Source organism: Leucobacter sp. NPDC058333 (assembly GCF_042726155.1).
Taxonomy (GTDB): domain Bacteria; phylum Actinomycetota; class Actinomycetes; order Actinomycetales; family Microbacteriaceae; genus Leucobacter.
This window is the reverse complement of record NZ_JBHXHV010000002.1, coordinates 344,155-362,698: the sequence shown is the minus strand read 5'-3', so window position 1 is coordinate 362,698 and position 18,544 is coordinate 344,155. Positions and strand designations below refer to the sequence as shown.

Here is an 18,544-nt window from a genome sequence, read left to right as displayed (position 1 = left end):
TCGTGCCCCGTCAGCGTCGAGGGTGGTCGTTACGCTGACTGCATGGATCACGAAGACGAGATCGACCTACTGCTCACTTATCTGCAGCGTTCACGGGAGGCTCTGCTCTGGAAACTCGATGGACTGAGCGAATACGACGTTCGACGGCCGCTCACTCCGACTGGCACGAACCTGCTCGGCCTCGTGAAGCACGTCGCCAGCGCCGAGTACGAGTATCTCACCGAGTGCCTGGGGCGTGATGGTGGCATCAGTATGCCCTGGATGGCCGATGAGGCAGCCGACAATGCCGATATGTGGGCGACCGCCTCCGAATCTCGCGATGAAATCGTCGGGCTGTACCGACGTGCCTGGGCGAGTGACGACGCGACCGTGCGTGAGCTCGGGCCTGAATCCCAGGGCGTCGTGCCGTGGTGGGGCGGTGAGATCGTGACCGTGCGGCGCCTGCTGGTCCACATGATCTCGGAAACGCAACGTCATGCTGGGCAGGCAGACATCTTGCGTGAGCAGCTTGATGGGTCAGCCGGTGTGCGTGAGGGGGCGAGCAATTTACCGAATCACGATGCACATTGGTGGGCCGATCACGTTCGTGAAATCGAGGCGGCAGCGCGCGAGGCGTCTGAGGGCGTCAATCAGTAGTGTGAGGGGATGCCCACCACGCAGCACTTTCTCGCCGATATGTTTTCACTCACCGGGCGACGGGCGCTCGTCACCGGCGGCAGCTCGGGCATTGGTCGGGCGATCGCGGTCGCGCTCGCAGCGGCTGGCGCTCACGTCGTCGTTGCGGCGCGCACCCGCGAAACCATCGACGCAACGGTCGCTGAGATCGAAAGGAACGGGGGAGCGGCCGAGGGCGTCGTGGCGGATCTGGCCGCGCGATCCGGCGCTCACGCGCTTGCCAACGCGGCGGGTGACGTCGACATCCTGGTGAATTCGGCCGGCATTAACCTACGCCCGCCGTTCGCTGAACTCGGGGAAGACACCTGGGACGCGACTATGGCGGTCAACCTCGACGCGCCCTTCGTATTGGGCCAGCGTCTCGCGCCGGGCATGGCAGAGCGCGGCCACGGGCGCATCATTCACATCAGCTCGCAGCAGGCCCAGCGCCCGTTCGCTGCGAGCGGGGCATACGGCGTCTCGAAGGCGGCACTCGAGGCGCTTGCGCGCTCTCAGGCCGAGGCCTGGTCGCCGCGGGGCGTCACGGCGAACGTGCTCGTGCCCGGCTTCGTGCAGACTCCGCTCAACCAGCGGCTGTCGTCGAACCCTGAAACGGTCGCGGCGCTCGCCGCCCGCACGCTCATCGGACGGAACGGCGTGCCTCAAGACTTCGCCGCGCCCGCGGTGTTCCTCGCGGGCGCGGGCTCCGCGTACGTCACGGGCCAAACGATCCCGGTCGACGGCGGCTTCTCAGTCCACTGAGCTCCGCCACAAGCCGCGCTAGCGAACCGTGCTCACGAACTGCGCTAACGAACCGTGCTAACGAACTGCCCTACCGCACCCCGCGCATGAGCTTCAGGATCGGCTTCTTCACGGTCACGAGCACAATGCCCACCACGATTGACGCGAGGCCGATCGTGAGGAAGTACGGCACTTCGTTGTCGGTCGAATAGAACCCCGAGAGCGCGCCGGCGCCCGCCGAGCCCAGCGCAATCGACAGGAAGTACAGTGCGACCATCTGCGAGTGGAACGCGTGCGGCGAGAGTTTCGTCGCGAGCGACTGCCCGACGGGTGAAATGCAGAGCTCTGCGAGCGTGAAGAGGAACAGAATCAGCACGATCGCGTAAAACGGCACGGATCCGTTCGCGCCGCCCGAGAACGGGATGAACGCGAGAAACGCGAGTCCCATGATCATCGTTCCGAGAGCGAACTTGATGGGGGTGCTCGGCTGGCGCTCGCCGAGCTTCGTCCACATCGCGGCGAACACGCCAGCGAAGATGATGATGAACACCGGGTTGATAGAGGTCACGACGCTCGGCGGCAGCTCGAAGCCAAAGAGATTGCGGTCGAGGCGCTGGTCAGAATAGATCGCGAGTACCGTGAACTGCTGCTGAAAGAGCGTCCAGAACACGGCGGACGCAATGAAGAGCGGAATGAACGAGAACACGCGGCTGCGCTCGTCGGAGCTGACTCGCGAGCTCGAACCGATCACCGTGAAGAGCGCGATTGCGGTGATGATCGTCAGTACTACGACGATGACCGAGAGGTTTTCGGCCCGCAATAGCCCGAACAGTGCGGCCGCCGTGATGACCACCAGGGCGGCAACGAGGGTGATGACCCACCGCACGCGCTCGGGGCGGGTGAGCGGGTTCGTCGGGCGCGATCCCGACTCCGTGACGGTGTGGCGACGCAGCAGCAGATACTGCACCAGGCCAAGCGCCATACCGACGGCAGCGAGTCCGAAGCCCCAGTGGAAGCCCTTCCAACCCCACACGACGCTGGTCAGCAGCGGGCCGACGAAGCCGCCAATGTTGACGCCCATGTAGTAGATCGAGAACGCGGCGTCGCGGCGCACATCTTTCGCGTCATAGAGGTCGCCGAGCACGGTCGACGTCGTGGTCTTCAGTGATCCCGACCCGAGTGCGACGCTCACGAGTCCGACGCCAAGTCCGATTGCACCGGGGAACACGGCCAGCGCGATGTGACCGAACATGATGATGAGGGCCGCGGCGAGCAGCGTTTTCTCTGCTCCGAGCACGCGGTCGGCGACCCAGCCGCCAATGACCGACGAGAGGTAGACGAGGCCGCCATATGCGCCGACGATCGATGTTGCCGCGGCCTCGGACATGCCGAGTCCGCCGTCCGACAGGGAGTAGTAGATGTAGAACGCGAGCAGACCCTGCATGCCGTAGAAGCTGAAGCGCTCCCACATTTCGACGCCCGCGAGGTTTGCGAGACCCCACGGGTGGCCGAAGAATCCGCGGCCCTCTGTTGCGGCCGACGTGCCTGCGGCGCTCTTCTGCTCGGTCACGAATCTCCCTGCTGTTGCACTGAATTACGGCGCTGACGCCAGCGCCGCTGTCACGCTGCTGCCAGCGCTATGCCAGAGAAGAGTTTACAGTCGCAGCAACGGCACTCTGACGCGGCACCGTTAACGTCTGTGCTGCGTGCTAGCTTGGCGGTGCCAGCACCACACCACTCCACACCACTCCCAAGGAGGCGACCGTGACGGAACAGGTCAAGGGCCCGAAATCGTATTTCCCGTCGATCGAGCAAAAGTATGGCCTCAGCATTGATGAGTGGTTCGAACGCTTGCGACCCGTCGCTGGCCAGAAGCACATGGAACAGGTCGCGTTCCTGAAAGAGCAGGGCATGGGGCACGGGCACGCGAATGCGCTCGTGGCCGTGTTCCGCGCTGAGCACGACGGCGCCTGAGGCGCCGATGTCTGAACTTCCTGTTCTGCTCCAGGTGCGCGTGCGCTGGGCTGTTGCGGCGGTAATTGGCATCGGCGTAGGCAGTGCCGTGTCGTTCGCACTCGGCATTGCTGCCGGTGTGCTGGCGGGGTGGGGCACGCTCACGATCATCAGCGCGGGATGGGTGCTGCGGCAGGTCTGGTCAATGAGCCCGCAGACCACGCAGGATCACGCCACGGCCGAGGATCCCGGCCGTCGAACGGCGCGTCTTGTCGCCATCATTGGCAGCGTGATCAGCCTGGGTGCCGTCGCTGTTGTTATCGTGCAAGCGCGGCACGCCGATGGAGTCGTGGCGTTGGTGCTCGCCGCGATTGCGCTCGTAAGCATTGTGGCGTCCTGGGCGCTGATCCACGTCGACTACATGCTGCGGTACGCCAGGCTCTACTACGAGCAAAACGGTGCGGGAGACGCGAAGCGCGGTATCGACTTCAACCAGCGCGAAGACCCCTGCTATGTCGATTTCGCCTACTTCTCAGTGGGGCTCGGTATGACCTATCAGGTGTCAGACACAAACATTGGGCGCACCGATATTCGTCGTCTCGTCATTGCCCAGACGATGCTCGCGTACCTGTTCGGCGCTGGCATTCTTGCCACCGTGATCAACCTCGTCGCTGGGCTCGGATGATGCGGATTGCTGGCTCAGTCTCAGCCGGTTTTTCGGGCGGGGAGGTACGCTGAGCCCATGAGTGACCCGACGGAGCCAACGCGCGAATTGCACGTTGCAGAAGATCCAGAAGACGATCGGATCACTATCTCGCCGAGCGCACTGCGAACGCTGGGCGACCAGATGCAGCGCTTCATGCTGGAGTACCGATTCGCAATGGAAGAGGTCGAGACCAAGCTCGCCATCTTGCGCGAAGAGTTTCTGCACATGCACGAATACAACCCGATCGAGCACGTATCGAGCCGGGTGAAGTCGGTTGAGAGCCTGGTCGCGAAACTAGAGCGACGCGGCATCGATACCGACTTTGACGTGATTCGTACCGAGATCTACGACATCGCGGGCGTGCGCGTGACCTGCGCGTTCATTCGCGACGTCTACCAGCTGTTCGACCTGCTCACACAGCAAGACGACATCACGGTGCTCGAGGTCGAAGACTATATCGAGACGCCAAAGCAAAATGGGTACAAGAGCCTGCACACGATCATCTCGGTGCCGGTGTACCTGTCGACGGGGCGCGTCGATGTGCCCGTCGAGGTGCAGTTTCGCACGATCGCGATGGACTTCTGGGCGAGCCTCGAACACAAGATCTACTACAAGTATGCGCGGCAGGTGCCAGACACCCTCATTCGCGAACTCAAGCACGCTGCCGAGACGGCCGCAGAACTCGATACGCGCATGGAACGGCTGCACGTGCAGCTGCACGGCGAACCGCCCCTGCTCACGTCACCAATCGAAGTGCACGCGGGGCCAGACAACGTCTTCCGCGTGTAACGAGTTCCCGGTCACGGGCTCACGCTGCGCCTGACCTAGTGCAGGGTGCGCGCTCGCCCTGCGCCTGACCTAGTGCAGGGTGCGCGCTCGCGCGCTCGCGAAGGCGATGATTGCGACGGTCGCGGCCGAGGTCATGATGATTCCGAGCGGCAGCGCGGAGTATTCACCGCCGACGCTCACGAAGGGCGAAACGGCTGCGGCGCATCCGAACTGCAGTGCACCCAGCAGGGCCGACGCAGTGCCGGCGGCTCGCGGCACCGCCGCGAGCGCGAGGGCCGTCGCGTTACCGAGCACGAACCCAACCGAAGCGACAACCACGAACACGGCAGCGGCGAGCACCCACGGTGACGCCGAGAAGATCGCTGATATGAACACGGTCAGCGATCCGGCGGTGACGCCCGCAAGCCCGAATGCGGCGAGCCGACGCGCACCGAACCGCGTCACGGCTCGCGCTGAAATCGCGCCAGTAGTGATGAGGGCGAACGCGTTCAGCCCGAACAGCATCGCGTACTGCAGCTCGCTGGCGCCAAGCATGGACTGATACAGAAATGGTGACGCCGAAATGTAGGCCATCATCACGGTGAACGTCGCAGCAAACGTGAGCGTGTGCCCGATGTACTGGCGAGACAACAGCCGTCGCGCGGGATTGCCCTCAGTCTGACGGGCATCGGCAAGTTCCGCCCTCCGACCAGCGGGAAGTGATTCGCGCACGCCCCAGATCACCGCGACGAGCATCACGACAGCGATCGCGAGTAATACGGCGAGTACCCCGCGCCAGCCGAGCGGCTCGGCGAGCACTCCGCCGACCAGCGGGGCGACCACGGGGGCAACACCGCTCACCATCATCATGAGGCTCATTGAACGGGCCGCCGACGTGCCCACCGAAAGATCCGAGATGATCGCGCGTCCGAGTACCATTCCCGCGGCACCCGCGAACCCCTGCAGCACGCGCGCCGCGATGAGTACGCCAAGGGTCGGCGCAAACACGGCAGCAGCGCTCGAAACGACAAACACTGATGCGCCGATGATCAGCGGAACGCGCCTCCCGATGCGATCGGAGAGCGGACCGAACGTGAGCTGCCCGACCATGATGCCGACGAGAAACCCGGTCAGCGTAAGTTGCACGCCCGTCGCGCTCGTCTCGAATTCAGCCGCGATGGCCGGGAACGATGGTAAATACAGATCGACGCCAAACGGCCCCACCGCCGAGAGCAGCCCGAGCACGAGCAGAAGCCGAACGCCGAGCTGCGCCCGGCGCGGCTGAGGTTCGAGGGGTGCGGGCACAACTGGTTATGTTACCCGCGGCTCCGGTACGGTGTCTGTCATGGAGCGCGAGCATCTTCCTGGCGGGTCGGGTGGCGTGTGGCGCGTGCGCGAGCCGAGCGGGGTCACGCGGGTGCACCGGCCCACCGGACCGTGGACTCCAGCGGTGCACGCCCTGCTCGAACATCTTGACGGGCGGGGCCTCGACGGCATCCCGCGGGTGCACGGCATTGACTCCGACGGACGCGAGATCCTCGACTACCTCCCCGGTGAAACGATCGACCCAGAGGCCGCGAGCGTCAGCGACGAGGCGCTCGGTGCGGCCGCCGTCTGGTTGCGGCGATTCCACGATGCGGTGCGGCAGTTTGACCCGGGCCCCGTCGAATGGCGTCAGGGCGTGCAGTCGCTGGCCGACGGGCAGGTGATCTGCCACAACGATCCCGGGCTGTACAACTGGGTCGTTGTCGATGGCAACTTCGCGGGCATGATCGATTGGGATCGCGCCGGGCCGGGTGATCCCCTCGACGACCTCGCCTTTTTGTGCTGGTCGGGGGTGCCGCTGTTGCGTGAGATCCCGGCCGCCGACGCCGCCAGAAGGCTAGAGATCGCCGTGCGCGCCTACGGCGGAGTGTCACCCGATGCGCTGTTGGACGCCGTCGACGCGCGTATGGCGCTCATCTCGGGCCGCTGGCGCGCTGGCCTCGAGCGTCAAGACCCGGGCACGATGGCGCTGCGCGACGCGGGCATCATGGACCGTCACCACGCTCGCGTCGAGGGGTTTTCGAGGCGGCGAGCTGGCATTCGCGAGGCGATTCGCGGTGAGCTGCGCGATGAGTCGCGCGGTGAGCTTCGCGATGAGCTGCGCGATGAACGTCTGGCGGCAACGAACGAGGAGAACGCATCATGACGATCACCGTGACCGACGGCGGCATTGAAACCGCGCTGACCGAGCGACTTGGGCAGGAACTGCCTGAGTTCGCGGCGTTCGTACTACTCGACACGGCGGCGGGCAGGATCGCGCTGCGCAACTACTACGAACCCTTCTTGGCGGTGGCACGCGAGCATCGGCTGCCGCTCGTGCTCGATACACCGACGTGGCGCGCGAACTCCGATTGGGGTGCCGGGCTCGGGTATTCGGCGGCTGAGCTCGCGCGAGTGAACGCGGACGCCGTCGCGTTCGTGCGCGAGCTCGACGAGGGAGCCCCAGCGGGCTCACCCGAGGTGACGGTGAACGGCTGCGTCGGGCCGCGTTTCGATGAGTACGTCGCGGATGAGCGGATGACCGCCGAGGAAGCCGAGGCGTACCATTCGCCGCAGGTGCAGGCGCTCGCTGAAGCTGGCGCTGATCGCGTGACGTCGGTTACGACGCTTGACGACGCCGAGGCAATCGGCGTGGTGCGAGCTGCAGTCGCCGCTCGCGTGCCGGTCTTCGTCTCGTTTGTCGTCGGCACAGACGGCGTTCTCGCCGACGGTAGCGCGGTCGCAGATGCGATCGCAGCGGTCGACGCGGCCACCGATAGCGCGGCCGATGGATTCCTCATCAACTGCGCTCACCCCCGCGAGGTGGCAGCGGGTATCGCGGCGACCGGGGGAGCGCCTGAGCTTGATCGCATCGTCGGCTTTCGGTTGAATGCTGGGGCCGCTGGCGATACAGAGGAGCGCGACGAGCCGGTCACGTTTGCCGACGCTGAGCTTGCACTGCGGAGCCTGGCACCGCGCGCCACCGTGTTCGGCGGGTGCTGCGGAACTGACGCGCCGCACATCGCTGCGCTTGCTGAGCGGGCACTCGGAGGCGCTGGTGCGGGCTCCCTGCGCGAAGTTTCCATCTGACCTGGTTAGGCTGTCGACGTGAGTAAAGACCCATTCGAGGAACTCTTCGGGCCAGCGGACGATGATCCGCACACTGAGCCGCGTCCAGTTCCTGCGCGCGAGCGCCTGTCATACGAGCAGGCAGAGCGCGTGCACACGGCGCAGTTGGTGACCGAGCCGAAGCGACAGGGTGGCCGCGGCGCCCCCAAAGCGCTGCCCTGGATCGTTGTCGGCGTGGTCGCTGTCATTGCGATTGTCGTGTGCATCGTGTTGGTGAACATGGCGCGCGCAAATGACGCGGGCGGTGCCACCTCATCGAAGACCACAACGACGTCTGAGAGCCCGAGCGAGACGCCGACCCCGTCGGCCACGCCAAGCGACGATGCCGAAGAAACCGAGGAGCCGGAAACGAAGGATCCGAACAAGGTTCCCGCGGTCGAGGTCGGGCCGACGAGTACGCTCGACATCCCCGCGTGGGGAGTGACGTCGCAGCTCAGTCAAAAGTTCGGGATGACGAGCTACAACATTCCCGACAACTCGAACCTCCAGCTCACGAGCCCACTGATTCAATCGTTGCCAGAGGAGTGCGCTGCGATGCGCACCCAGTGGGGTGTCACGAAGGGCGCTGACGGTAAGTTCACGGTGCTGAAGCCGGCTGAGACCTGCGAGGCGGCGCCCGAACTTTACGACGAACTCTGGGGCCTCACGGACGCCTTCGTAAAGAGCTTCAAGCCCCTGGGCTAACTCCAAACCCCTCGCCCCTTACCCTCTTTCCTGCTTTCCTGCTTCCCCAAGCCCCGCGCGCCCTTCGGGCTCCCTGCGGGCCCCCTGCGGGTGAGCAATATTTGACGCTGATGCGCCGAAAAGTGACAGGAATCGCTCACCCGAGAGGGGGTAAGAGAGGGTAGGGGGGTAGGAGGAGGGGGAGCTAGAAGAGGGTGGGGAACAGGGCTCTGGCCAAGGGGTAGCCCGCGAAGCTCACTATGTCGAGGATCCAGTGCGCTACGACCAGTGGAAGCGCGCGACCCCAGCGGTGGTACGCCCACCCGAACACGACGCCCATGATCACATTGCCCGCGAAACCGCCGAACCCTTGATAGAGGTGATAGGTGCCACGCAACAGCGCGCTCGACATGATGACTGCCCACGGGCCGAGGCCGAGACGCTTCAGACGATCGAAGAGATACGCCACGACGATGAGCTCCTCGCTCAGCGCGGCGCGCAGTGCCTGCAGCACGAGGATCGGCACCGTCCACCAGTACGCGTCGAGCTCGGTGGGAACAACCGTCGTGTTGATGCCGATCGCCTTCGCCCCGAGGTAGAACGCGATGCCGGGGATACCGATCACGGCCGCGAGTAGCAGACCTCGTCCTGACTCGCGGATCCACCCCTGATTCTCAGCGACGCGCCCGAGACCCAATCGCGAGAGATGTGGGCGCGCATTCGACCAGAGCAGAAACACCACGAGAGCGACGGGCGCGAGTTCTGACACGAAACCGAGCAGCTGAAATGCCAGATCAAACGCCGGGCGCGGATCGAGCGAAACGTTGATCGGAGCCTTCTGCTGAGACAGGGCAGTGTCGCGTGTGAGTCGCTCGATAATCCTGACAATCGAGTACAGGGCTGACATGCCGAGCGACAGCGCGAGCACGATCACAATTTCCCACCACAGGCGGGCGCGTGATTCACGACTGGTCATGGCGGTAGCGTAGCGCCGCATTTCGGCGGACATGTTGAGTGCCTACAGTTCGAGCGAAGTTGAGGGCCAAAGTTTTCTCGGAGAGCTACAGAGCTCTGTTACGAAGCCGTCACGCTCTGATGAATTGGGCCAATCCGGTCTGACAGGTCTGTATTCTGAATCCGTACTATCGACTCTGTCGGGTGCCCCGGACACACGTTTTCGAGGGCATTTTGATGGACATTTCAAGGAGGAAACCAGTGAAGCGATCACGGATCGGCTACGGCTTTATCGCCCTCGCCGCCGCAAGCGCTCTCGCCCTGTCCGGCTGCTCGTCAAGCGGCGGAAGTAGCGACGGCGGTAGCAATGACGGCGCGGCAATCATCTCGACGAACGGCTCAGAGCCGCAGAACCCGTTGATTGCGACGAACACCAACGAGGTCGGCGGTGGCAAGATCCTCGACCTGATTTTCGCTGGTCTCGTGTACTACGACGCAGACGGTGCCGCGCACAACGACATCGCCACGTCGATCGAGAGCGACGACGCCACGAATTACACGATCAAGATTCGCGACGATGCGACCTTCAGTGACGGCACTCCGGTCAAGGCCGAGAACTTCGTGAAGGCGTGGAACTACGGCGCCGACGCCAAGAACGCTCAGCTCAACAGCTACTTCTTCGAGGACATCGAGGGCTTCAGCTACGAAGAAAACGTCGCTGAGCTTCCCGGCCTGAAGGTCGTCGATGACACCACCTTCACTGTCAAGCTCAACAAGGCAGCTTCTGACTTCCCGCAGCGCCTCGGCTACTCGGCCTTCTACCCGCTGCCCGACTCGGCGTTTGACGACATGAAGGCACAGGGTGAAACCCCTGTCGTCAACGGCCCGTACAAGCTCGCCGGTGACGACGCTTGGCAGCACGACGAGCAGATTGAGCTCGTTACGAACGAGGACTACAACGGCCCCCGCGTTCCGAAGAACGATGGCGTGACCATCAAGTTCTACGCGACGCAGGATGCGTCGTACTCCGACCTCCTCGGCGGCAACGTCGACGTCGTCGATCAGATCCCTGAGACGCAGCTCGCGAACTTCCAGGACGATCTGGGCGACCGCGCAGTCAACCAGCCGGCCGCTGTGTTCCAGTCGTTCACCATTCCGGAGAACCTTGAACACTTCTCCGGTGAAGAGGGGAAGCTGCGTCGTCAGGCGATCTCCATGGCGATCAACCGCGAGCAGATCACCGACAAGATCTTCGACGGTACCCGCACCCCCGCGAGCGACTTCACCTCGCCCGTGATCGACGGCTGGAGCGACTCGCTCAAGGGTGCCGACGTGCTCGAGTACAACGCCGACGAGGCGAAGAAGCTCTGGGCCGAGGCCGACGCCATTGCGCCGTGGTCCGGAACCCTTGAGATCGCGTACAACGCCGACGGCGGTCACCAGGCCTGGGCCGACGCGACCACCAACAGCATCGCATCGACGCTCGGCATCGATGCGGCTGGCAAGGCGTACCCGAAGTTCGACGTGCTCCGCGAGGAAATCACGAACCGCACGATCAAGACGGCGTTCCGCACCGGCTGGCAGGCGGACTACCCGGGGCTCTACAACTTCCTCGGGCCGTTGTACGCAACGAACGCATCCTCCAACGACGGCGACTACTCGAACCCCGAGTTCGACAAGCTGCTGCAGGAGGGCTCGGTCGACACCGATCCGGCATCCGCGAACAAGAAGTACCAGGAAGCTCAGGAGATTCTGCTTGAGGATCTGCCGGCATTCCCGCTCTGGTACCAGAACGTCAACGGTGGCTACGGCGAGAACGTCGACAACGTTGAGTTCGGTTGGAACTCGGTGCCGCTCTACTACGAGATCACCAAGAACTAACAGCTCCACTCGGAGGCCCTGGGTGTCACACCCGGGGCCTCCCCGCTGGGCGCAGTGCCACCGCGCCGCGCCCGGTCCACCAAGCCTGCAGGCTGGAACCAACGACGTTTCTGAGACTGCATCGCATCATCACTGCGAGAGATAGCGCGCCATGTTCAACAACTTCGCTCGAGGGGGAGGCGTCTCATGCTGAAATACATCCTCTTTCGATTGCTCCAGGTGATCCCGGTTCTTCTGGGCACCACATTCCTCATCTACTTCATGGTGTTTGCCATGCCAGGCGACCCGATCCTTGCGATGTTCGGCGACAAGACGCCAGACCCCGCCATCGTGGATCGCCTGCGCGAGCAGTACCACCTCGATCAGCCGTTCATCGTGCAGTACTTCCTGTACGTCAAGGGAGTGCTCGTCGGCGACTTCGGTGTCAGCTTCACCGGGCAGCCGGTCTCAGAGATTCTGGCCCGCACGTTCCCGGTCACGATCAAGCTGGCCGCTATGGCGATCGTCATCGAGCTGGTCATCGCCATCACCGTTGGTCTGATCTCGGGCCTCCGCAAGGGCAAGATCTTTGACAACGTCAACCTGATCATCGGCCTCGTCTTCATGAGCGTGCCGATCTTCGTGGTCGCCTTCATCGCGCAGTGGGGGCTCGGCATCAAGCTGGGCTGGTTCCGCACGACGGTGGGCACCGGTGCACCGATTCAAGACCTGATCATGCCGGCCATCGTGCTCGGTGTCTCGCTGTACGCGACGAGCATGCGTCTTACGCGATCATCGGTGATCGACACCCTCAATCAAGACTTCGTTCGCACCGCGTACGCAAAGGGTCTGAGCCGCAGCCGCGTCATTCCCGTGCACGTACTCCGCAACTCGCTGATTCCCACGATCACGAACACCGCTACCGACTTCGGCATTCTGATGGTCGGTGCGACCGTGACCGAGGGCATTTTCAACGTGCCCGGCGTGGGTAACGCACTGTTCGGCGCCATCTTGAAGGGCGACAACTCGCTCGTCGTGTCGTTCGTTACCTTCATGGTGCTCATCTACCTCGGCGTGAACCTGATCGTCGACCTGCTGTATGCCGTACTCGATCCGAGGATTCGTTATGCCTGAGCCCAAGAACCCGAACATGGAGCACTTCGTCGCTCCGTTCGATGAGACGCCGGTCGCCGCCGTCGACGCGGTGAAGATTGATGAGAAGAAGTCGAACCTCTGGCTCGACGCGTGGCGCGACATGCGCGGGCGGCCGATGTTTTGGGTCTCCGCCGTCGTGATTGTCATCGTGATTGCCGTGTCGCTATTCCCGCACCTGTTCACCCCGGTGGATCCGCGAGCCGCAGACCTTGCAATGTCGAAGGAAGGCCCGACCAAGGGGCACATCCTCGGCTTCACCTCGCAAGGACAGGACGTGTTTGCCCGCATCATTTACGGCACGTCCACCTCCGTGTCGGTGGGCCTCCTCGTGGTCATGATCACGTTTGTGGTTGGCACGATTGCCGGATCACTCGCCGGGTTCTTCGGCGGCTGGGTCGACACCGTGATCTCACGAATCGGTGACATCTTCTTTTCGATTCCCTACATCCTCGCGGGTGTGATCGTGATGACGGTGTTCCAGGAATTCCGCAATCCACTGACGATCGCGTTCGCGATTGGCGGCTTCTCGTGGCCGGTATCGGCGCGCATCCTGCGCTCCGAGATTTTGCGCGTCCGCAATGCCGACTTCGTAATGGCTTCGACGGCGCTCGGCCTGTCGCGGTTTAAGACGCTAGTTCGCCACGTGCTGCCGAATTCAATCGCGCCGCTGCTCGTCGTCACCACGATCTCGCTGTCTGCGGCGATCGTTGCGGAGGCCGTGCTGTCGTTCCTTGGCGTGGGCTTGCCCCCGGCCGAATTTGTTAGCTGGGGAAATGACATTTCCGCAGCCCAGCGAGATCTGCGCAATGACCCGCAGCTTCTTCTCTGGCCATCCCTCGCGCTCGCGGTCACCGTATTCGGCTTTGTCATGCTGGGTGAGGTTGTTCGCGATGCGCTCGATCCGAAAGCGAGGGCGCAGCGATGAGTGATCAGCAGCCAATGTCCCAGGGTGCGGCAGAAGCCGCAACACCGATTTCAGACGCGGATCAGCAACCCGTTGTGGCTCCGCAGCCCATTCTGAGCGTGCGAGACCTCCAGGTTGAGTTCGGCGTGAAGAAGGAGCGCCGCGAGGTGCTGCACGGCATCGGGTTCGACGTCTATCCGGGCGAAACCGTGGCGATCGTGGGTGAGTCGGGCTCCGGCAAGTCGACCACGATGCACGCGGTCATCAACCTGCTTCCCGGCACCGGTAAGGTCACCGGCGGTTCAGTGCAGTGGTTGGGTCGCGAGCTCGTTGGCATCGGCCGCCGCGATATGGAGCGCATCCGAGGCCGCGAGATCGGTCTCGTGCCGCAGGATCCGATGTCGAACCTGAACCCGGTGTGGTCGGTCGGCTTCCAGGTCGAAGAGGCGATCCGTGCGAATGGCCTCGCCACCGGCAAGAAGGAGGTGCGCGCTCGCGCCGTGCAGGTACTCGAACAGGCGGGTCTGCAAAACGCTGAACAGCGCATGAAGCAGTATCCACACCAGTTCTCAGGTGGCATGAAGCAGCGCGCACTCATTGGTATCGGTCTTGCGGCGAGCCCGCAGCTGCTGATTGCTGATGAGCCGACCTCGGCGCTCGACGTCACCGTGCAGCGCGTCGTGCTTGACCACCTGCAGAAGCTGACGCAGGAGCTCGGCACGGCCGTGGTGTTCATCACGCATGACCTCGGGCTCGCGGCTGAGCGAGCTGAGAAGCTGATCGTGATGTACCAGGGCAACATTGTGGAGTCTGGGCCGAGCCGTGAGATTCTCGAGCGCCCCCAGCACCCGTACACGAAGCGCTTGGTATCGGCCGCCCCGAGCCTCGCGTCAAAGCGCATCGGAAACGATCCGACGCTGCCGACCGCCCCCACTCAGACCTTCGACCTCGCAGCACTTGCTGAGGAGCCGAAGCCGACGGTAAAGCACGGCGAGCCGATGATCGAGGTCACTGACCTGGGCAGGGTCTACAAGCTCCGGAAGGGGAACTTCGGTTCAGAGGACTTCCACGCGGTGGCGGGCGCGAGCTTCACGGTGAATCGCGGCGAGACCATGGCCCTCGTGGGGGAGTCGGGATCGGGCAAGTCGACCATCGCGAAGATGGTGCTGCAATTGGAAGAACCCTCGTCGGGCTCGGTGAAGATTGCCGGGAAAGAGACGAAGGGGATGTCGCGGCGTGAACTCTTCGACCTGCGCCGCACCCTGCAGCCGGTGTTCCAGGATCCGTACGGATCGCTCGACCCGCTGCACAATATCGGCAACACGATCATCGAGCCGCTGAAGATTCACAACGTGGGCGACGCCGCGAGCCGCAATGCTCGCATGCTCGAGCTGCTCGATCAGGTCGCGCTGCCGCGTGAATTGGCGTCGCGCTATCCGAACGAGCTCTCGGGTGGTCAGCGACAGCGCGTTGCTGTCGCGCGCGGCCTCGCGCTGAAACCCGACATTCTCGTGCTCGATGAGGCGGTATCGGCGCTGGACGTGCTGGTGCAGGCACAGATCCTGGATCTGCTCGCCGAGTTGCAGCGTGAGCTCGGGCTCACGTACCTCTTCATCACGCACGACCTTGCGGTGGTGCGTTTGATTGCGGATCGCGTGTGCGTGATGCAGCAGGGGCGCATCGTGGAGCAGGCGACCACAGATGAGGTCTTCGAGAATCCTCGTGAGGAGTACACGAAGAACCTGCTGGCAGCGATCCCTGGCGCTCACATCGAGCTTGGGATTAACGGGTCCCAGGCGCACGCGAGCTAGCGTCACCCTTCTCCGCTGACGCCCTCGACTGTCCGGCACCCCGGACAGTCGAGGGCGTCAGTGCGTTGTCGGGACGCCTCGGAACCGCTGGGATAGGGGTATGCGGGCGACGCCCCGCGATCCCGAACTTCAGCGAAAGGTCCAATGATGGCACTTCCCGGCGCACGTCCCGTCCGCTCCCCTCGAGGAACCGAGCTCACAGCGAAGAGCTGGCAGACCGAGGCACCGCTTCGCATGCTGATGAACAATCTCGATCCAGAGGTCGCCGAACGTCCCGATGATTTGGTCGTCTATGGCGGTACGGGCCGTGCTGCCCGCAGCTGGGAGGCGTTCGACGCCATCGTCGAGACGCTGCGTGATCTTGAAGACGACGAGACATTGCTCGTGCAGTCGGGAAAGCCCGTCGGTGTTTTTCGCACGAATGTGTGGGCGCCACGCGTGCTTATTGCGAACTCGAATCTCGTTGGTGACTGGTCGAACTGGCCGGAGTTTCGCCGGCTCGAGGCAGAGGGTCTCACGATGTACGGCCAGATGACCGCGGGCTCCTGGATCTACATCGGCACGCAGGGGATTCTGCAGGGCACGTTCGAGACGTTTGCGGCGGTCGGCCGGAAGAAGTTCGGTGGCACCCTTGCGGGCACCATCACGCTCACGGGTGGCTGCGGCGGGATGGGCGGCGCGCAGCCGCTCGCGGTGACGCTCAACGACGGCGCCTGCCTCATCGTCGACGTGGACCAGTCGCGTCTCGAGCGTCGCGTGAGCAAGCGCTACCTCGACGAGGTCGTCACTGACATCGACGAAGCGCTCGCCAAGGTGCAGCAGGCGAAGGATGAAAAGCGCGGCTGGTCGGTCGGCCTCGTGGGCAATGCCGCCGAGGTTTTCCCCGAGATTCTTCGCCGCCACCGCGCAGGAGAGATCACGATCGACGTTGTGACCGACCAGACGAGCGCGCACGATCCGCTCAGTTACCTGCCCATCGGGTACGAGGTCGGCGAACGACTCGCTCGTGCTGAGGCCGACCCCGAGGGGTTCACACGCGTCGCGCAGGCGTCTATGGCCGCGCAGGTGCGTGCAATGGTTGAGTTCCAAGACGCGGGGGCCGAGGTCTTCGACTATGGCAACTCGATCCGCGATGAGGCCCGTACGGGCGGATACGACCGCGCGTTCGAATTTCCCGGCTTCGTGCCGGCATACATTCGTCCGCTGTTCTGTGAGGGGCTCGGGCCCTTCCGCTGGGCTGCACTTTCAGGGGACCCGGAAGACATTCGCGTCACCGACGAGGCGATCCTTGAGCTGTTCCCCGAGAACGCTCACCTGCATCGCTGGATCCGCGCCGCGCAGGAGCGCGTCGAGTTTGAGGGCCTGCCAGCGCGAATCTGCTGGCTGGGATATGGCGACCGGGCGAAGGCCGCGGTGCGGTTCAACGAACTGGTCGCCGAGGGCAAGCTGTCGGCACCGATCGTGATCGGCCGCGATCATCTCGATTCGGGCTCTGTGGCCTCGCCGTACCGTGAGACGGAGTCGATGGCTGACGGCTCTGACGCGATCGCCGACTGGCCTCTGTTGAACGCGCTCACGGCGGCATCGTCGGGCGCGACCTGGGTGTCGCTGCACCACGGTGGCGGTGTGGGCATTGGGCGCTCAAACCACTCGGGCCAGGTGTCGGTGGCTGATGGCACGCCGCTCGCGGCCGAGAAGCTGCAGCGCCTGCTCACGAACGATCCAGGCATGGGCGTGATTCGACACGTCGACGCTGGCTACCAGCGGGCGGTAGACGTGGCTGCCGAACGCGGCGTGCGTATTCCGGTCGCGCCCGTCATTCGGAACACCGAGCAGGCTTGGTAGCACCGTGAGTGGCGGGGGCGGAGTGCCGTCCAATCGAGGCAGCCTGGTCATCGACAATATCGGTGAGCTCACGACGAACGATGATGCGCACGGGGGGAGGCTTCGCGATGCGGCCGTCGTGATCGAGCGGGATCGGGTGTCGTGGGTCGGGCCGGCTGCCCACGCGCCCGCGGCCGATTCACGCTTCGACGCTGGGGGCCGCGCGCTGCTGCCCGGCTGGGTCGACTCCCACACGCACCTCGTATTCGCTGGCGATCGCACGGCCGAGTTCGAGGCGCGCATGGCGGGTGAGGCGTATGCCGCTGGCGGCATCAACGTCACCGTCGAGGCCACGCGTGCCGCCACTGACGCCGAACTCACGGCGAACCTTGCGCGCCTGGTCGAAGAGGCGCGGAGCGGGGGCACGACGACGCTCGAGACCAAAACGGGCTACGGGCTCACCGTCGAAGACGAGCGCCGCGCAGCAGTGATCGCGGGTCGCTACGCTGACGCCGTGACGTTTCTCGGGGCGCACGTTGTGCCCGCGGGAGACGATCCGGCGTCGTATCTCGACCTCGTCACGGGGCCAATGCTCGACGCGGTCGCGCCGCACGTGAGCGCAGTCGATGTCTTCTGCGAGGAGGGTGCTTTCGATGAGGCTGCCTCCCGTCGTGTGCTCGAGGCTGCAGCGCGCGCCGGGCTCGCGTCCCGCGTGCACGGGAACCAGCTCGGGCACGGCCCGGGGGTACAACTCGCGGTGAGCGCCGGATCACTGAGCGTCGACCACCTGGGCTTTCTGAGTGATGACGACGTCTCGGCGCTCGCCGGTTCGTGGAGAGCTTGGGATGGCGGCGCGGGTCGTCGCGGCACCGTCGCGACCGTGCTGCCCGCCTGCGACCTCTCGACCCGCATGCCGCTCGCCCCGGCGCGCGATCTGCTCGATGCCGGGGCGGTGCTCGCGATCGCCTCAAACGCGAATCCCGGCACGTCGTACACGAGCTCGATGGCGTTTTGTGTGGCGACCGCGGTGCTCCAAATGCGGCTAACGGTGCAGGAGGCCGTGCGCGCCGCCACGCTCGGCGGAGCGATCGCGCTCGGCATGGAGTCGGACGGCTGGCGCGATCCTCGTGGGGACGTGCAGGGGGCTGTTGGCGTCGTGCGCCCCGGCGCGCGGGCCGATCTTCACTTGCTCGATGCGCCGTCGGTGACGCACCTCGCGTATCGACCCGGCATGCCGCTCACGCACGCTGTGTGGCGAAAAGGGGAGCGCCTGCTGTAAGACCTTCAAGGCTCGTTCAATACTGAGCCTGGAGGGGTCCAGTATGACCTGCCTGACAGATTTTGCCTTCTGGTACCTCATCGTTACACGGCTTCGCTAAGCTGCCAGTGTTCAACGAC

General features: G+C 64.2%; 17 protein-coding genes. 14 read left to right on the top strand and 3 right to left on the bottom strand.

The window, feature by feature from the left end; genetic code table 11:
- Positions 1–42 precede the first annotated feature (42 nt).
- Positions 43–636: a DinB family protein gene (locus ACFWHR_RS09475; RefSeq protein WP_382448055.1), complete on the top strand. Its 594-nt coding sequence runs from the start codon at positions 43–45 to the stop codon at positions 634–636.
- A 9-nt stretch (positions 637–645) separates the two neighbouring features.
- A complete protein-coding gene (locus ACFWHR_RS09470) occupies positions 646–1,416 on the top strand; it encodes an SDR family NAD(P)-dependent oxidoreductase (RefSeq protein ID WP_382448054.1) in 771 nt (256 codons plus the stop codon).
- Positions 1,417–1,486: 70 nt separating this feature from the next.
- Here ACFWHR_RS09470 and ACFWHR_RS09465 read toward each other — a convergent pair whose 3' ends face one another.
- Positions 1,487–2,866: a peptide MFS transporter gene (locus ACFWHR_RS09465; RefSeq protein WP_382448250.1), complete on the bottom strand. Its 1,380-nt coding sequence runs from the start codon at positions 2,864–2,866 to the stop codon at positions 1,487–1,489.
- Positions 2,867–3,159: 293 nt separating this feature from the next.
- Here ACFWHR_RS09465 and ACFWHR_RS09460 point away from each other — a divergent pair, with 293 nt between their 5' ends.
- Genes ACFWHR_RS09460 through ACFWHR_RS09450 form a run of 3 tightly spaced genes read left to right on the top strand, consistent with a single transcriptional unit; the run spans position 3,160 to position 4,843 of the window.
- Entirely contained in the window at positions 3,160–3,369 is a 210-nt protein-coding gene (locus ACFWHR_RS09460; protein WP_382448053.1) for a DUF4287 domain-containing protein, read from the top strand.
- A 7-nt stretch (positions 3,370–3,376) separates the two neighbouring features.
- Positions 3,377–4,033, top strand: coding sequence for a DUF1345 domain-containing protein (locus ACFWHR_RS09455; protein ID WP_382448052.1), 657 nt, complete (start codon positions 3,377–3,379; stop codon positions 4,031–4,033).
- Positions 4,034–4,090: 57 nt separating this feature from the next.
- Positions 4,091–4,843, top strand: a complete 753-nt coding sequence (locus ACFWHR_RS09450; RefSeq protein ID WP_382448051.1) for a GTP pyrophosphokinase family protein — start codon at positions 4,091–4,093, stop codon at positions 4,841–4,843.
- A gap of 69 nt (positions 4,844–4,912) precedes the next feature.
- Here the strand turns inward: ACFWHR_RS09450 and ACFWHR_RS09445 are convergent, their stop codons facing one another.
- Positions 4,913–6,127: a multidrug effflux MFS transporter gene (locus ACFWHR_RS09445; RefSeq protein WP_382448050.1), complete on the bottom strand. Its 1,215-nt coding sequence runs from the start codon at positions 6,125–6,127 to the stop codon at positions 4,913–4,915.
- 40 nt (positions 6,128–6,167) lie between these two features.
- Between ACFWHR_RS09445 and ACFWHR_RS09440 the strand changes: the two genes are divergently transcribed.
- Genes ACFWHR_RS09440 through ACFWHR_RS09430 form a run of 3 tightly spaced genes read left to right on the top strand, consistent with a single transcriptional unit; the run spans position 6,168 to position 8,659 of the window.
- Entirely contained in the window at positions 6,168–7,013 is an 846-nt protein-coding gene (locus ACFWHR_RS09440; RefSeq protein ID WP_382448049.1) for a phosphotransferase, read from the top strand.
- Positions 7,010–7,936, top strand: a complete 927-nt coding sequence (locus ACFWHR_RS09435) for a homocysteine S-methyltransferase family protein (RefSeq protein WP_382448048.1) — start codon at positions 7,010–7,012, stop codon at positions 7,934–7,936. The genes ACFWHR_RS09440 and ACFWHR_RS09435 overlap by 4 nt, the downstream gene beginning before the upstream one ends.
- Positions 7,937–7,954: 18 nt before the next feature.
- Positions 7,955–8,659, top strand: coding sequence for a hypothetical protein (locus ACFWHR_RS09430; protein ID WP_382448047.1), 705 nt, complete (start codon positions 7,955–7,957; stop codon positions 8,657–8,659).
- A 184-nt stretch (positions 8,660–8,843) separates the two neighbouring features.
- On the opposite strand, the gene ACFWHR_RS09425 is transcribed toward ACFWHR_RS09430, so the two are convergent.
- Positions 8,844–9,614 carry a CPBP family intramembrane glutamic endopeptidase gene (locus ACFWHR_RS09425; protein ID WP_382448046.1) on the bottom strand — a complete coding sequence of 257 codons (771 nt, stop codon included), beginning with the start codon at positions 9,612–9,614 and terminating at the stop codon, positions 8,844–8,846.
- Positions 9,615–9,853: 239 nt separating this feature from the next.
- On the opposite strand from ACFWHR_RS09425, the gene ACFWHR_RS09420 reads away from it, so the two are divergent.
- From ACFWHR_RS09420 to ACFWHR_RS09395, 6 genes are all read left to right on the top strand, one after another.
- The gene (locus tag ACFWHR_RS09420) at positions 9,854–11,473 is read left to right on the top strand and encodes an ABC transporter substrate-binding protein (protein WP_382448045.1); all 1,620 of its coding nucleotides are present in this window, start codon (positions 9,854–9,856) and stop codon (positions 11,471–11,473) included.
- A 186-nt stretch (positions 11,474–11,659) separates the two neighbouring features.
- Complete coding sequence (locus tag ACFWHR_RS09415; RefSeq protein ID WP_382448044.1) at positions 11,660–12,586, top strand: ABC transporter permease; 927 nt, start codon at positions 11,660–11,662, stop codon at positions 12,584–12,586.
- Positions 12,579–13,532, top strand: coding sequence for an ABC transporter permease (locus tag ACFWHR_RS09410; RefSeq protein ID WP_382448043.1), 954 nt, complete (start codon positions 12,579–12,581; stop codon positions 13,530–13,532). The genes ACFWHR_RS09415 and ACFWHR_RS09410 overlap by 8 nt, the downstream gene beginning before the upstream one ends.
- Complete coding sequence (locus ACFWHR_RS09405) at positions 13,529–15,322, top strand: dipeptide ABC transporter ATP-binding protein (RefSeq protein ID WP_382448042.1); 1,794 nt, start codon at positions 13,529–13,531, stop codon at positions 15,320–15,322. Before ACFWHR_RS09410 ends, ACFWHR_RS09405 begins: the two co-directional genes overlap by 4 nt.
- A 147-nt stretch (positions 15,323–15,469) precedes the next feature.
- Positions 15,470–17,167, top strand: a complete 1,698-nt coding sequence (gene hutU, locus ACFWHR_RS09400; protein ID WP_382448041.1) for a urocanate hydratase — start codon at positions 15,470–15,472, stop codon at positions 17,165–17,167.
- A 22-nt stretch (positions 17,168–17,189) separates the two neighbouring features.
- Positions 17,190–18,425, top strand: coding sequence for an amidohydrolase family protein (locus ACFWHR_RS09395; RefSeq protein ID WP_382448040.1), 1,236 nt, complete (start codon positions 17,190–17,192; stop codon positions 18,423–18,425).
- The last annotated feature ends 119 nt before the right edge of the window (positions 18,426–18,544 follow it).

Bases quoted from the DNA above. Each gene is read 5' to 3' on its own strand.
- ACFWHR_RS09415 (WP_382448044.1), top strand. From the start codon at position 11,660: ATGCTGAAATACATCCTCTTTCGATTGCTCCAGGTGATCCCGGTTCTT.
- ACFWHR_RS09465 (WP_382448250.1), bottom strand. From the start codon at position 2,866: ATGTGGGAGCGCTTCAGCTTCTACGGCATGCAGGGTCTGCTCGCGTTC.
- ACFWHR_RS09410 (WP_382448043.1), top strand. From the start codon at position 12,579: ATGCCTGAGCCCAAGAACCCGAACATGGAGCACTTCGTCGCTCCGTTC.
- hutU (WP_382448041.1), top strand. From the start codon at position 15,470: ATGGCACTTCCCGGCGCACGTCCCGTCCGCTCCCCTCGAGGAACCGAG.
- ACFWHR_RS09425 (WP_382448046.1), bottom strand. From the start codon at position 9,614: ATGACCAGTCGTGAATCACGCGCCCGCCTGTGGTGGGAAATTGTGATC.
- ACFWHR_RS09450 (WP_382448051.1), top strand. From the start codon at position 4,091: ATGAGTGACCCGACGGAGCCAACGCGCGAATTGCACGTTGCAGAAGAT.
- ACFWHR_RS09405 (WP_382448042.1), top strand. From the start codon at position 13,529: ATGAGTGATCAGCAGCCAATGTCCCAGGGTGCGGCAGAAGCCGCAACA.
- ACFWHR_RS09475 (WP_382448055.1), top strand. From the start codon at position 43: ATGGATCACGAAGACGAGATCGACCTACTGCTCACTTATCTGCAGCGT.
- ACFWHR_RS09470 (WP_382448054.1), top strand. From the start codon at position 646: ATGCCCACCACGCAGCACTTTCTCGCCGATATGTTTTCACTCACCGGG.
- ACFWHR_RS09440 (WP_382448049.1), top strand. From the start codon at position 6,168: ATGGAGCGCGAGCATCTTCCTGGCGGGTCGGGTGGCGTGTGGCGCGTG.
- ACFWHR_RS09435 (WP_382448048.1), top strand. From the start codon at position 7,010: ATGACGATCACCGTGACCGACGGCGGCATTGAAACCGCGCTGACCGAG.
- ACFWHR_RS09455 (WP_382448052.1), top strand. From the start codon at position 3,377: ATGTCTGAACTTCCTGTTCTGCTCCAGGTGCGCGTGCGCTGGGCTGTT.